Genomic DNA, 14,853 nt, shown 5'->3' on the forward strand with positions numbered 1-14,853 from the left:
GCCTTCTCTTTAAAGAGAAGGCTATTGTCAATTAAAGAGTAAAACCACCGTATTCTTGTCAGTATACGGTGGTTTTACTTCTTCATATATTACATATAATCAACAAATTTGCTTCTGAACTTAACATGTAAATGAGCCCCTATGATAAATATTACTAATGTTGTTAGCCAAAAAACAATAAGCTGGGGCTTATCTTCAAAAAACCATCTTTTATAGAAAAATGTATCTCGAAATCCATTAATAATATATGCGTAAGGATTCAACATAAGAATTTTTGATAACCAAGACGGTAAATTCTTTGTACTCAAATCCCAAAAGACCCCTGACATATACATTAATACTTGGATAATAGAATTCAAGAAAATTTGATAATCCCTAATTAATGCAGCAATCGTTGAATTAATCAGACTAAAGCTATATAAAAAGATAATCATCGCTACAATATAGTAAGGTAGCTGAATCCAATAAATAGAAATCTTTTCGCCTGTCGAGATTGACACAATTGCTGCTAACGTAGTGAATGCAAAATAACTTGGTAACTCAGAAAATATTTTAACCATTGGCAAAATACTTATTGGAAACTTCATTCTAGAGACCATGCCAACTTGCATATAAACAGAACTAGAAGCTTGTTTTGTTACTGTACTTAAAAAAATCCATGTACTTAATCCTACCATCAACCAAGCGATATAGGATACTCCTCCTTTTACGGTTCGAGCACCACCAAGGGCAATCCCAAAAGCAAAATAATAGACACCTAACTGAATTAAAGGACTTAAAATTTGCCATAAATTTCCTAAGATGTGGCTTTGATATAATGCTTTATTACTGTATTTAGCAATTCGTTGTGCAACGCCTAAGTATGAAAACTGTTCAGCTAAAATTAATTTTACCTCGCGCATTATTCAGTCACCTCTTTCAATTTCAACACTTGTCCAGGATAAATAGGTACCTCAATGATTTCTGGATTCAAAGTTTGAAGTTGTTCTATAGTGAGTCCGTGATTTTCAGCAATCAAACTGACTGAATCTCCAACTTCCACAGTATACGTTGACACAGCTTGTTCGCTATTATTATTTTCTGGTACGTTCGTTGGGCTAGGCTGAACTTCCTCCTGCTGCCTAGATTCTTTTGTTGAAGCTGGTTTAGTTTTAGTCGTTTTCACAGCGTTTGTATCCTTCCCTGCTACTTTCTCAGGAACAAATATACGTTGAATTGTTTCCGCTGGATGAATGAAAGCTGTTGTTAATGAAATACCTTTTACAAAGGTAAGACTTACATAAAAAATCATACAAAGTAGCAAAATTAACAAGCTCTTCGTACCAAGAGTCATTTTATCTCCAATTTTATTTTTAGTAGTAAATTTAATGACTTCTTTAGTCGTCCGGCGACTGCCTACTTGTTGATTGGCTTTTTCAAGAATTGTTTCTTGAAGTTGTTCCAAAGAAAAATTTCTCTGTTTGGCCTTGCCATCTCTCTGATACGATTCTTTTTGCGGTTCAGTGAAATGATTATAACGGTGCAAGAAAGCACGATATTCCTTTAAAATATGCTTAGTTTCACCAAATGCACGTAGGTCACCATAATGCATCCAAGCTACACGATCACAAATTTGCTCTACTTGTTGAATAGAATGAGAGACAAAAAAGATAGTTTTGCCTTGCTCTTTAAATGCAAGCATTTTTTTTAAGCCTTTATTATAGAAGGTTTGATCTCCTACAGATAACGCTTCATCGATCACTAAAATATCTGGATTTTGATGAACCGCAATTGAAAAACCAAGCTTAGCACGCATACCGCTAGAATAAGTTTTAACAGGCTGGTCGATAAAAACGCCTAATTCTGAGAATTCAATAATATCATCGATTTTGGCATCAATTTCTTTATTCTTTTCCCCCAACATTAAACATTTCATTCGAATGTTTTCTCGTCCTGTTAAATTATTATTTAGTCCTGCACCAATCGAAATAATTGAAACTTCACCATTTATTTCAAGTTCTCCTGACGTTTGAGGAGTGATGCCTGAAATAATATTTGATAAAGTGGATTTGCCTGAACCATTTAAACCAATAATACCAATTGTTTCTCCAGAATATACGTCGAGGCTAACACCTTTTAACGCCCAAAATGTGGGAACTTTGTTTTGAAAAATACTAAAAAGTGTCTTCAATTTGTCAATACGTGTTTGCGCTAAACTGTATTCTTTGGTAAGTAATTTTGTTCTAACTTTCAGTTCTTTTTCCATTTGTTCCTCCGAGTCTAACCGTTCACTAGTTGGCCATTTCACCAAATTCTTTAGCGACTGCCTTCAAAGCTGCTCCGAAAACTTGGTCCATATCATAGTATTGGTAATTGGCTAACCGTCCACCAAAAATAACTTTTTCTTGAGCGTTTGCTTTTTCTTTGTATTTTCTAAACAAAAGTGAATTTTTCTCATCATTAACAGGATAATAGGCTTCTTTTGAACGATCCCAATCTTGTGGGTATTCTTTCGTCAAAATCGTTTTGTTTTCATCGGCCTGTTGATCAAAATGTCGCCATTCCATTATCCGTGTATAGGGGGTTTCCGCATCTGTGTAATTAATTACGGCATTGCCTTGTGCATTGTTTGAATCTACTGTTTCATTTTCAAAACGTACTGAACGATATTCTAATTCGCCATAAGAATAATCAAAGAATGCATCAATCATCCCTGTATAAACAATTTTTGGAAACTCTGATAAGTAAGTTTCTTTCTCTGCCAAAAAGTCTTTATTCAATTGAATATCAATTAATTCACTCTCTAACAATTTATCAAACATAGCTGTGTAACCGTCGACAGGTACGCCTTGATAGCGATGGTTAAAGTAATTATTATCAAAAGTAAAACGAGTTGGCAAACGGCGAATAATAAAACTTGGTAATTCCGTAGCCTTACGTCCCCACTGTTTTTCTGTATAGCCTTTAATTAATTTTTCATAGATATCCGTTCCTATCAAACGAATCGCTTGTTCTTCTAAATTTTTTGGAGCTCCTTTAATTCCAGCTGCCTCCCGCTGCTCTGAAATTTTTGCTTGTGCTTCAGCTGGTGTTTTTACCCCCCACATTTGGTAGAACGTGTTCATATTGAATGGTAGGTTGTAGAGCTCCCCTTTGTAATTAGCAACTACTTGATTGATGTAGCCATTGAATTCCGTCAATTGATTGACATAAGACCATACTTCTTTATTGTCAGTATGAAAAATATGGGCACCATAGTCATGGACATTAATCCCGTTTTCTTTATGTGTATACATATTGCCACCAATATGAGCACGTTTCTCAATAACTAATACTTTTTTTCCTCGTTTAGCTGCTTCACAAGCAAACGTTGCCCCAAAAGGTCCCGAACCAACAATTAAATAGTCATAATTTTTCGTATTGTATTTCATTTACTAACTTCTCCTAACAAAGTTACTTTCAATTTATTTCAAACACCAAATGCATTATTTATTTTTTCACTAGAGTAGCTAATACTTTTTTCCCAACGCCTTCTTTTGTGTAAGAATATAAGTTGATTTTTTCGTTATCTTTTTCTATTTTATAAACTACAAGTGATTTCAAATTTTTTCCCTTTAAAATCACAATATTATCATTTGTAGTGGAAACATCATAAATACGTTTGCCATCCAATGTCCACACATTATCTTTAACAACTAATGTTTTCCAATCCCAATTAGCTGTTACTTGATACTCTCCATTTGTAATCAAAGGTTGTTCTGAGTTAGTACTTTTGGAAATAGTTGTCTCTTGGTTTTCTGAATATTTTTTACTGATGTAATATCCTGACCAAAAACCACAACCGATACCAATTGCTAAAGACACAATTATTGTGATTATTTTCTTCATGTCACACACTCCCCTGTTTATTTAAAAGTTAAACTTGCTTCCCACATATTTGCACCTAAAATTCTCACTTCTGGTTTTAATAAAAATCCAGAAAATTCATAAACTTTTGCAATAATTAAATAAATTAATGCTTCATAGTCTTGAGCAGAGGCTTGTTCAACATTGATAAAGAAACCTGGATGTTTTTCAGATACTTTTACTCCGCCAATTCTAGTACCAACTAAGCCAGCTTGTTGAATTAATCGAGGCGCCCGTCCCCAAGTAAAAGTTGACCCATGATTTGGATGTGTTAGTGGGTGCATCCTTTCTCTAATTTCGACAGTTCCTACCATGTCATTTACCATATTTTCTAAATTACCTTCTGAAATCTGTAATTTAGTTTCTAGAATAATCCACTCAGGATGATCCATAAATGAACTATAGCGATGACTAAATTGAACATCTTCTTTATTTAAAACTTTAATTTCTCCATTTTCATCTACGATCGTAGCTTCAAGAAACATACTATTAATATCCTTAACTGTCCCAGCATTCATATAAACTGCGCCACCAATGGTTCCTGGAATATTATCTGCCCATTCTAAACCGCATTTCAAGTGTTCTAATAGATAATAAGATGTTTCAATTAAGCTTGCACCTGCCGAAACTGTTAAAACATTCCCCGTAATTTTACGATAATTCAAGGCAGTCATATTTAAAGTAATCCCACGGATACCACCATCACGGACTAAAATATTTGAACCTTTACCGATAACAGTTAAAGGAATCTGATTATTTTTAGCATATTTTACAATTAAAGCAACTTCTTCTATCGTTTTTGGAAAAATTAAAAGGTCTGCTGGACCACCAACAAAATTCGAAGCATATTCTTTTAATTCACGACCTACAAATAACTCTAAATCTGGTAATTCTTCTAAAAGATCTTGTTTCCACGAACGAATTCTCTCATTTTGCACAATTTTCATAATTAATTGTTTTCTTGTTAAAAGATTCTCGGGAATTGCTAATGCTTTTTTTTCTGTGCCTTGTTTCGGTTTAGGCTTAGGTTTTTGTATCGGATGCAAATACATAACATGTTCGATTTTTTCATCTTTCACATATTTACCGACGATTCTAAAAGGACTGAACGTTTCCTTTCCCTTAAACTTTTCACGATTAAATCTTGTAGTGACTTCACGATGATTATTCATAAAAATTAATTCTTTATCTGTTAGCTTCCAAAAGCTTTCATTAGGATTGGAATTTTTTATCGTACCATTTGGCGATAAAACAATTGCTGCGGAAATCGGAACAGTTGTTTTAGCTCGATAAAAATCCAAAGGTTTATTGATAATATATCGCCTAAATTCATCATATACTTCGTCTTCATCTGGGCTAAATTTACTTGTCAACGCATCGGTTAACCACTTATCTGAAATCTCTTTTTCTCTAGCAATCTTTCCAGCGGTCTTTTGATAGTCAAGTGCTAAACTAATATTTTTATTTTCTTCAATTTCTTGTTTTGTGTTTTGCTCATAGACACGTCTAGTTTCGCCAAGCTCAAACAGGTTCATCAAGCTATTAAAGCGGTCAATTCCACGTTGTTCATTATAAAAAATTGAAAACGGTTTTTGGAAAATAGTCGCAAAAACAGTGCCATGAAACGAATCAGTAATAATATATTTTGCTTCTCGATAAACAGATAAGAAATTTTCTGGTGTATCTTCAGAAACATATTCTACTGTATTAGGAAACGTTTTTTTCGCTAGTTCACGTCCTTTTAAAGGATTAGGCAGGACCACTAATTTCAGTCCCAATTTTTCTGCGATCGCTAGTGCTACACGAACTTTTTCCTTGTTAATATCCAAGAAAAAGACAGCCATATAATCTCCTGATTCTTGTCGTTTAAACGTAGCTTGATCAGCTAAAGAATCATATTCACTTCTTTCAACAAGATAGGTTGGATCCAAAGCCTGAATAACTTCTTCTTGAAAAATATCTTTCATAATTTGTACAGAAAAATCTTCTCTCATAGAAACATGATTAAACTGTGTAATATCTTTTTTGCGGTTTGCAACCCATTTAGGATCATATTTACTTGTATCTGCTTTTCCTAATGAAACAGAATAAGCAATTGTTTTATTACGAGGATAAACAAAATCTAAGAAATCATCGTCGTCTACCCAACCATTCCAGGGATTCCACATTTGATCAGAGCCTAAAATAAAGGTATCTAGATTTTCTAAATCGTTCAATGTCGGTAACGTTTCTTTTGTTAATTGTTCAGTATAGGGCATATTATTTTTCTTAAAAAAATTATACGCTAAAGGCATCCATGCTCGAAAGTTACTTCTGTTTTTATAACCTAGTGGTCCATCAATCATAACCGTCTCGTACCCTTTATTCTGTACATATTTGTTTAGAGCATAGTATGTTAAGATTGATCCATAATTTTGGTTATACCACCAGCCCATAATTGCTGCTTTTTTCATTTTTCCGCTCCTACTTTCTCTGTTACTTAATCAAATAAATAATTATTTATTAACGCTAATTGTAAATGAATACTTTCCATTATCGTAAGGCCGTGTATACCAATTGTATTTTCAGAATCAATCATTAATTCTAATTTTTTCAAGGTAAAACCATTAGATAAGGGGTAAATTTTCTCATACATTTTTTTATTTGCTTCAGAAGCAATCACCGTAATGTTTTCTAATTCATAGTTTGACTGTTCCATCTTATCTTTTATTCGGTTTGAAAAATCCATTTCTACGAAATCAAACATTAACTGGCGATCTATTCTACCATCCGCGCTGTTTACCCAAGGCTCTCGATCAATTACTGGATCTACACTAACTGTTTTGTAATTACCTGTAATACCTAATAATAACGCTCCCGTTCCGCCTCTAGAGTTTCCATAGAAGATTATATCTTGATGCTTCAGTCCAAATTCTGTTTTCTTTGCTTCAATTAAATCCAAAATTTCTTGCTCAAATAATGTGTAATAGGATCCTGACACAAAGCCAACATCAGCTATTCTAAGAATGATGGTATTTTTTCGAACAGATTGAGACAGGGTATTCCATTGTCTCAATCCAAAATATCTTTCTTTGGCGCCAGAGTGTCCCACTCCATCCGCAGGAACAAAAAGTACTACCATCTTCTTACTTAGTAATTCATTAAATTCTGGGATTTGGATACTATAATGAATATTTCCAAATTTTTCCAGACCAATAGACAGAGTATCTAGAGCAACAAAATTAAGTTGATCATTTAAAATTCCATCAACTGTATAACCTTGTAATGCTTTCGCCTTTATCAATTCTTTCTCTTCAGGATGATTATCTAAAAAATTCCATAAATCGTTCATTTTTAATCTCCTTTAAAATCTTTCTATTTCAACAACCCTTTTGCTTTTTTAAGACTTTTTGATACAGCTTTTTTAATTGTTGTAGGTTCATTTCCTTCAATTTTATTGATAGGTGTTAATTCGTTACCAATACTTGTCATTGTATCTTGGATATAGCCTTGGTTTTGTCGAACAACACTAAAATGTGTTTCCCCTTCTCGAGAAGTCAAAATTCGAACATTGTAATCAAATGCTGCATATTTTTGAGTATAGCCCGCCCAAATTGTAAAAACATTGTCTACGAAAGTATAATACATATTTTCTTGTAGTAAGGTATAGCCTTTTTCCCACTCGGCTTGTAAAACAATCGATTTTAAAGTAGTACCTTCTTTTTTAATTAATAAAGATACTAATAAACTATCATGAATTATTTTTGTATTGTCACCCATATAAACGAAATCAATCACTCCGCTGGCATTGCTTGTATCGTTATCTGCAATAATAATTGAAAACATTTCAATTGCCGTCCCATTCCCCTGGGTCTTCTCTTGTCCAAAAATTACTTTACCTCCACGCTCTTGAATATGAACATTCGGAATAATAAAGGTTTTTTTCATCCCAAAATCTTTATAAATATTTTGATATATTTCTAGATTGTATTGTAAAATATTTTGGATTCGTGTGATACGCTCTACTTGTTCTGGATCATTAGAATATTTTTCTTTTTTCACTAAGTCTAGCCCTAGTTGTTGGATGTATTTCTCTTTTAATTCTTGATAGAAACGTTCTTTAAATGCTTGATCAACACGATTCATGTCAAAAATAAACCAGTTTAATGTATTAATAATTTTTAACCGATATGCTTCAATTCGATTTGGAGCATGTTGTTTTAAGTACTCCAACATTTTGTCATGTAAATTGAACTCATCACGATAATTCATTCCATACGTAGACATCAAGCCATCTTGTCTAACGATTCGTGTCAGCAAATATTTGTTTAGTGCAACAATTTTTTCGGTACCTAATAATGCTGTATAAGTGAAATAAGCATCCTCGCCAACAAATTGTTCTAAGTTTACCAAGTTATTTTCTTTGATGTATTCTAATAAAAATAATTTATCATATAAATAAGGGGTTACTTCATCCAATGAAATTTCTTCACCAGACATACGTCCGCCATTAGTTAGTAATGGATTGTGAACAACGTGCACTTCTCCATTTGGTAACTTTTCTTTCATGCCAAATAACAGAATATCTGTTGCACTATCATATGCACGATAATAAGCGTCTTGTAATAAATTCGCTTCAAAATGATCATCTGCATCCAGAAATTGCAAATACCGTCCTCGTGCCATCGAAATGCCCACATTTCTTGCGTGTCCAGGATTACTTTTGCCAATAGAAATCCCCGTAATTCTCGGATCTTTTACTGCAAATTCGTTAATAATATCCATGGTATTATCTGTAGAGCCATTCTCTACTAAAATGATTTCAATCTCACGTAAAGACTGCTCACAAACAGTTTCTAATGTTTGTCTTAAATATTTTGAAGCATTGTGAATCGGCATGACAACACTAACTTTATACAGATTTTTCAAGTAGTCCTCATAATAAGCTGCTGGATCATTTGCAATTTGATAAAATTGTTTGATGTATTCAAAATCGATATCATTCAGCTGGTCTGTTTCTAAAGCTTGTCTAAAATCTACTGCCACCTTTTGAATCACTTCATAAACCGACTCATCACGTAAATGGGTTAATTTTTCAATCGCCCAAAAGTATTTTTCGAACATTTGTTTATAAAAATAACCTTTGTAGCGTTCAAATTTATTTTGTTCAATTAAATTTGAACGAATTAGTTTAAATTGTTGAAACAAGAAAGGAACCTTTGTTGCCACATTATTTACTGTCGAATTTGGGTTGTCTTGTCTATAAAAATACAAACAATCTTTAATAAAAATAACATTCTGAGATGCTGAATTGATTTTCCAAAATAGACCAGTGTCCCCATAACTTTTAATTTCCTCATCCCAAGTTACGTTTTCTTTCTCAATCATACTTTTTTTATAAATGGCATTCCATGGATAAACTTGTACAATTAAATCCGTCGTTTTTAAGTCAATCAATTGATTGTATTTATCGGGATATTGCCATAATATATCTCGCTCAACCTCTTCTTCAGAAGAAAATTCAACCCAATTACAACGGACAACATCTGCATGATGACTTTTAGCCGTATTGTATAAACGCTCATAGGCATGCAATGCTACATAATCGTCACTTTCAAATTCAGCAATATACTCACCTTTTGCTTCTGAAACACCCAAGTTAAAGGCTTTTCCAATTCCCCCATTTTTAACATTGAAAACGCGAAAACGTGGATCATCTTGTGCAATTTCTTCAATAATTTTTTGACTATTATCAGTAGAGCCATCATTAATAATTAAGAATTCAATTTCTTTCAATGTTTGGTTTTTCAAACTCATTAATGCCTCTTCTAAATAGGTTTCTACGTTATAGACGGGTACAATGACTGACACTTTCACATTTTCCATAAAACAAATTTCCCTCACTTATCATTTATAGTTGTATACTCAAAATATCCTGATTTAAACGGACAAAATTTAAGCAAAAAACTTACTAAAATCTTTAACCCCAATTTCTAAATAATTATCAAAAACTATCGTAAATCTACTTTCTTTATTTGAAAATTTTTCTGGCAACTCTACCTGATAACTAGTTTCACTAATTTTTTTAAACGCCAGCCTCTGTCTTGTTTCAAAAGGATTTTTCAGCTCTTTTATTTCAAATCCTGTAATTTTTTGGTGTGTATACACATTTAAAGAAAGCGTATTGCCTTCACGTTGCGTTGCTTCTGCATAAGCATTCATGCGAACTGCTGGGAATCGTTTCAATAATCTGGGATAATAATAACTTCTCTCTGTTTTTGAAACATAACCAAAGCGATTGACTAACACCCAACGAATGGACTGACATTGAATAAACCAATACAAACCATCAATATCGTTAGTTTGTAAAAATGTCCAAATGATTTGGCGCACATCACTTCTAAAATACGGGCTAGGATCAAAATTTAATTCACCTAAATACTGATCCATCTGTACTTTAAAATCTTGTAATCGCCTTTTACTGAATGGATACCCAGTATCCCTCCGAATACAAAAGTCATAAATTAGCCATTCTAAACGGCGTGCTAACATCCGTTCTTTAGACAAATCATCTGGAAACTGTTGATTGATATAACTTAACGCACGCAACCAAGAAAGCATAAATGTCCGATTAATTGATTTGCTTAAACTTTCGTTATCTGCATCTCGATTTAAATAAGTCGTTAACCTTTCCCCTTGTGTAATGGTTTTTGAAAATCGCATGGCTTCATAAAAGAACAGCACATCATCAGCCACCCGTTGATTAACAAAGTGTAAATTATTATTGTGTATCAGTGAAGTTCTTAACATGATAGCTTGCGGTCCTAACCAACCATAAAATTCAGCTGGCAATTCTTGGATAGACCGATTTTTAAATGACCCATCCACATAATATGGCTTACTTTTTAACATTAAGTGGCCGTCCGTACTCTGTATTAGACCAGAAACAGCAAAATCATCGTGAGAGTCATCTAGTAGGTCTGATAAATATTTCAATGCATTTAAATCATACCAATCATCTGCATCTAAGAAGACACTATACTCACCACGTGCATTTACAATCCCTACGTTTCTTGGTCCGTGAGCTCCTCCAGTGTTTTCAAGCAGCTGATAAATTTCAATATTCGGATATCTTTCAAGATATGGCTCTATTACTTTTAACGAATGATCTGTGGAACAATCATCAATAAACATCACTTGCAATTGCTCAATCCCAATGGTTTGTTGAACAAGAGAATCCATCATCTTTTTAAGATATGGTGCATTATTGTAATTAGCAATAATGATTGAGACTTTAGGATTTTTTGATATTTTTTCTGAAGAGGACAGCTTAAATTGACTTAACTCCTTTTTCCACGTTTCAGTATCTAACATATATTGATACTCTTCATATTCTTTTTGGACTTCTTTTTGTTTTTCCAACCTACACCCTCCGGCTTTTTATCTCTTTAAAATTTCTGAAATCAGCTGTCTAGTGGCATCCTGATTTTCAAGGCAAAATTCACGAAAAAACTGCACATATAAACGTTGTTCCTGTTCCGTTTTAGAAAACAATACGTTTTTTACAGACGTTACTAGGCTATCCGTATCTGTCACAATTTTCCCAGGCAAAATTGCTGTTGGGTCAAAATAGAATCCCCTTGTACTATTTTGATACTTTTCCTTATCATACATAAAAAATAGCATCGGTTTTTTTGTTAATGCAAAATCAAACATAACCGATGAATAATCTGTAATTAATAAGTCAGCGATTAAATAAAGTTGATTGATATCTGGATAAGAAGAAACATCGATTACACGTGAACCAAATGCACTTATATCAAAACTTTCTGCAATTAAATAATGTAATCGTGTAAGTATTACAATAGAAGAATCAATTTCTAAAAGTTGTTCAACTGGCAAATGATTGGTAAAACGATAGGCTCCTTTTCGGATAGACTCATCATCGCGCCAGGTTGGCGCATAGAGAATAATTTTTTTGTTAGCTGCAAGACCTAGCTGATTGCGAACAGAAAAAGCTATTTTGTCCTTATTTTCACAAACTAACAAATCATTTCTTGGATAACCTATTTCTAATATTTCCCCTTCATAATGAAAGGCTTGTCGAAACACTCTTGTACTGTATGCATTAGGTGAGATGAGATAATCCCAACGCTTTGCTTCTTGAATGACTTCTAGTTTATAGCTCTCTGTTTCATGCTCTGGCATTTTGACTGTTTCAATATCTAACCCCAGTTTCTTTAGAGGGGTCCCATGCCACGTCTGTATATAGATTGTTGTTTGATTCTTATACATCCAGGCTGGCATCCGTGTGTTAAAAACCCAATACTGAGCTCTTGGCATCAACCATAGCCATCTCCAACTTAATCGTTTGACGAAAGGAACATTCTCTTCCACAAAAGGTATCTCATATCCTTTTTTGACTGCCCAAATACATTGATATTCAGGACAGTTATCTCTTATGTACTCAAAAATTGCACGTGGATTATCACTATACTGTTTTCCATGAAAACTTTCAAAAATAAATAACTTCTTTTTAGGTAGTTTACCTAAAAAGAAAAAACAAGCTTTTATGGCTTGATGTATACTATTCTCTAAAAATTTTTTCATTGAATTAATCCTTTACATTAGATTATCAAAAATATAATCCTAATCTATAATTTTGTATGAAGAACGCGTTCACAAATCTCTAAATTATCTTCTCTTTACTTGCTTAAATTTATGAATAACTCTCACCACGATTGAACAAGCATGTAAAATACATTATTTTGTTTTTCTTCTTTTAAGTATAAATTTATCTATGCTAAACGTCAATGGCTTTATTGAAATAAACATTCCAGTGTTATTCGATTGTTATAATTTAATTTTTAACAATCGAATTTCCCTATAAATGTTCAGATATTTAACATCCGATCACCTATTTAATTTTTAGAAACTTTAGCCGCCTTTATACAATTACTCTTAGAAATTAAATAACTCACAAGTTACCTAAACTAACCCTATAAACAGCAAAAATCCAGAAGAGAGACTCTTCTGGATTTTTGCTTATTTGACGATACTTTTTTAAATTTTGTTAATCAATTTAAAATAATCCACATAAGTGCATAATTGGGAAAACAAATAATAAACTATCAAAACGATCTAAAATACCACCATGTCCTGGCAAGATGTTACCAGAGTCTTTCACGCCATAATGACGTTTGATAGAAGATTCAACCAAATCACCGAATTGCCCTACTATAGAAAATAGAACCGTCAATATGAGCATCACCGGCATCGGATAAGGAAATAGCCCTTTATTAGCTGTGAAAACTAAAAACAACGCTGCTACAACGACGGCTGATAAAATACCACCAAGTGCACCTTCTATTGTCTTGTTGGGTGAAACATCGGGCATCAATTTATGACGACCAAATCGGCGTCCAAATAGATATGCACCAATATCCGTTGCCCAGACAATGAATAAAGCAAATAACAAGACTTCAAAACCTGCGGAACGGGCACTAATAAAGTTCTGGAACCCCATCCCTACATATAAACTGACAATAACTGGAAAGCCAGCTTCTTCAATCGTATATGTATTTTTAGAAATTACCGAAGCACCTAACAACAACATTACAGTGACATAAAATAAAATGAAATTTGTTTGCATTTCCGGCAAAAAGTTTAACCACTTAATTGTCGGGATAACTAAAAAAACGGCCCCTAATGCTGATAAAACACCTTCAAAACTTAATAACGTTAATCCTTTCATACGGAATAACTCGTACACGCCGACTACTGCCAAAGCAACAGCGGCAATCTCAATTGCAAAACCACCATACCAGATAATTGGAATAAAGATGATTAATGCGACGATAGCTGTGATGACACGTTGTCTCACTGCGGATCGCTCCCTTCTGTTTCTGTAGTTTCTTTTAGACCACCAAAACGACGATTACGATTTTGGAAAGAAGCAATCGCGGTTTCTAAAGTGTCTCCTGAAAAATCAGGCCATAATGCTTTTGTAAAAAACAACTCGCTATAAGCAATTTGCCATAGCAAGAAATTACTAATTCTCTCTTCCCCACTTGTTCGAATCAACAATTCTGGATCACGAAGTTCCGTGGGTAAAAAGCCAGTCATTAAGTGATCTGCGATTGTTTCTTCTGTAATCTCATCTGCCGTATATGTTTTTTCTGAAACCTCTGCAGCAATCTGTTTCATGGCAGTTAGTAGCTCCGCACGCGCCCCATAATTTAAAGCAAAGTTCAAAACCATGCCCGTATTGTCCTTGGTTTGCTCAATGGCGCGCTTAACAGCATCTTGCGTATGGCTTGGTAGAAACTCTTGGTAGCCCATTACATTGACTTTAACATTTTCCTTAATTAATTCAGGCACGAATGTATCAAAAAAATCAACAGGCAATTGCATTAAGAAATTGACTTCATCTGTTGGTCTCTTCCAATTTTCCGTTGAAAATGCATAAAGTGTTAAAACTTTAACGCCTAAATGACTAGCATGCTTCGTTATTTTTTTAACCGTATCCATGCCTTCTTTATGTCCAGCAATTCTCGGCAGTCTTCGATTCTGTGCCCACCGGCCATTTCCGTCCATAATAATGGCAATGTGCTGCGGAATTTGGCCTTCTTTATCAAAAGCGTACTGGCTTGCTTCTTCTACATATTTATTTTTTTGCGGAAAAAAACGTAACATCTTTTTCCCTCCATTCCAAAAAATCTATCTTAATTATTATAACAATAACTAATGCAAATGCCTATGCATAGTCCCTGAATTTTCCTGATAATTAAGAAATTCCTTGTAACTTTATCATTTATAGTCCTTTTTTAAAAGAAAAAAACTTAGACTTGGCAAGTAAATCAACATGATGTATCTGCCTAGCTTTAAAATTTTAAATAAACAACGGGACAGGAGCAGCTTCTTCGGAAATAAGCTGAACGTCCTTGAGAGACAAAAAGCATCTTTCAGAACTTTCTTCTTATTTCTTGA

At 33.7% G+C, this 14,853-nt stretch carries 11 protein-coding genes; all 11 read right to left on the minus strand.

The window, feature by feature from the left end; all coding sequences use genetic code 11:
* Positions 1-89: 89 nt before the first annotated feature.
* On the minus strand, positions 90-902 hold the full coding sequence (locus IGJ46_RS09440) for an ABC transporter permease (protein ID WP_142666599.1): 813 nt from the start codon (positions 900-902) through the stop codon (positions 90-92).
* Positions 902-2,287 (minus strand): ATP-binding cassette domain-containing protein, encoded by a 1,386-nt coding sequence (locus IGJ46_RS09445; protein ID WP_002397124.1) that lies wholly within the window; start codon positions 2,285-2,287, stop codon positions 902-904. Before IGJ46_RS09445 ends, IGJ46_RS09440 begins: the two co-directional genes overlap by 1 nt.
* Positions 2,271-3,410 carry a UDP-galactopyranose mutase gene (glf, locus tag IGJ46_RS09450; RefSeq protein ID WP_002359687.1) on the minus strand — a complete coding sequence of 380 codons (1,140 nt, stop codon included), beginning with the start codon at positions 3,408-3,410 and terminating at the stop codon, positions 2,271-2,273. Before glf ends, IGJ46_RS09445 begins: the two co-directional genes overlap by 17 nt.
* A 58-nt stretch (positions 3,411-3,468) precedes the next feature.
* Positions 3,469-3,867 carry a lipoprotein CpsH gene (cpsH, locus tag IGJ46_RS09455; protein ID WP_002387128.1) on the minus strand — a complete coding sequence of 133 codons (399 nt, stop codon included), beginning with the start codon at positions 3,865-3,867 and terminating at the stop codon, positions 3,469-3,471.
* A gap of 17 nt (positions 3,868-3,884) precedes the next feature.
* On the minus strand, positions 3,885-6,338 hold the full coding sequence (gene murB / locus IGJ46_RS09460; protein WP_002359685.1) for a UDP-N-acetylmuramate dehydrogenase: 2,454 nt from the start codon (positions 6,336-6,338) through the stop codon (positions 3,885-3,887).
* Between the two features lie 26 nt (positions 6,339-6,364).
* The gene (gene cpsF, locus IGJ46_RS09465) at positions 6,365-7,216 is read right to left on the minus strand and encodes a casular polysaccharide biosynthesis protein CpsF (RefSeq protein WP_002367100.1); all 852 of its coding nucleotides are present in this window, start codon (positions 7,214-7,216) and stop codon (positions 6,365-6,367) included.
* Positions 7,217-7,239: 23 nt separating this feature from the next.
* Positions 7,240-9,750, minus strand: a complete 2,511-nt coding sequence (locus IGJ46_RS09470; RefSeq protein ID WP_002387129.1) for a glycosyltransferase family 2 protein — start codon at positions 9,748-9,750, stop codon at positions 7,240-7,242.
* A gap of 69 nt (positions 9,751-9,819) precedes the next feature.
* Positions 9,820-11,286 (minus strand): glycosyltransferase family A protein, encoded by a 1,467-nt coding sequence (locus IGJ46_RS09475; protein ID WP_002359682.1) that lies wholly within the window; start codon positions 11,284-11,286, stop codon positions 9,820-9,822.
* An 18-nt stretch (positions 11,287-11,304) separates the two neighbouring features.
* Positions 11,305-12,474: a CDP-glycerol glycerophosphotransferase family protein gene (locus IGJ46_RS09480; RefSeq protein WP_002367103.1), complete on the minus strand. Its 1,170-nt coding sequence runs from the start codon at positions 12,472-12,474 to the stop codon at positions 11,305-11,307.
* A gap of 472 nt (positions 12,475-12,946) precedes the next feature.
* Positions 12,947-13,747, minus strand: a complete 801-nt coding sequence (locus IGJ46_RS09485; RefSeq protein ID WP_002380622.1) for a phosphatidate cytidylyltransferase — start codon at positions 13,745-13,747, stop codon at positions 12,947-12,949.
* On the minus strand, positions 13,744-14,559 hold the full coding sequence (locus IGJ46_RS09490; protein WP_002356646.1) for an isoprenyl transferase: 816 nt from the start codon (positions 14,557-14,559) through the stop codon (positions 13,744-13,746). Before IGJ46_RS09490 ends, IGJ46_RS09485 begins: the two co-directional genes overlap by 4 nt.
* Between the last annotated feature and the right edge of the window lie 294 nt (positions 14,560-14,853).

The sequence above is a fragment of the Enterococcus sp. AZ120 genome (genome assembly GCF_050546165.1).
Classification (GTDB): Bacteria; Bacillota; Bacilli; order Lactobacillales; family Enterococcaceae; genus Enterococcus; species Enterococcus faecalis.

What these genes read in the sequence shown, in the direction of transcription:
- glf (WP_002359687.1), bottom strand. Translation starts at nt 3,410, where the DNA reads ATGAAATACAATACGAAAAATTATGACTATTTAATTGTTGGTTCGGGA.
- cpsF (WP_002367100.1), bottom strand. Translation starts at nt 7,216, where the DNA reads ATGAACGATTTATGGAATTTTTTAGATAATCATCCTGAAGAGAAAGAA.
- IGJ46_RS09440 (WP_142666599.1), bottom strand. Translation starts at nt 902, where the DNA reads ATGCGCGAGGTAAAATTAATTTTAGCTGAACAGTTTTCATACTTAGGC.
- murB (WP_002359685.1), bottom strand. Translation starts at nt 6,338, where the DNA reads ATGAAAAAAGCAGCAATTATGGGCTGGTGGTATAACCAAAATTATGGA.
- cpsH (WP_002387128.1), bottom strand. Translation starts at nt 3,867, where the DNA reads ATGAAGAAAATAATCACAATAATTGTGTCTTTAGCAATTGGTATCGGT.
- IGJ46_RS09490 (WP_002356646.1), bottom strand. Translation starts at nt 14,559, where the DNA reads ATGTTACGTTTTTTTCCGCAAAAAAATAAATATGTAGAAGAAGCAAGC.
- IGJ46_RS09470 (WP_002387129.1), bottom strand. Translation starts at nt 9,750, where the DNA reads ATGGAAAATGTGAAAGTGTCAGTCATTGTACCCGTCTATAACGTAGAA.
- IGJ46_RS09480 (WP_002367103.1), bottom strand. Translation starts at nt 12,474, where the DNA reads ATGAAAAAATTTTTAGAGAATAGTATACATCAAGCCATAAAAGCTTGT.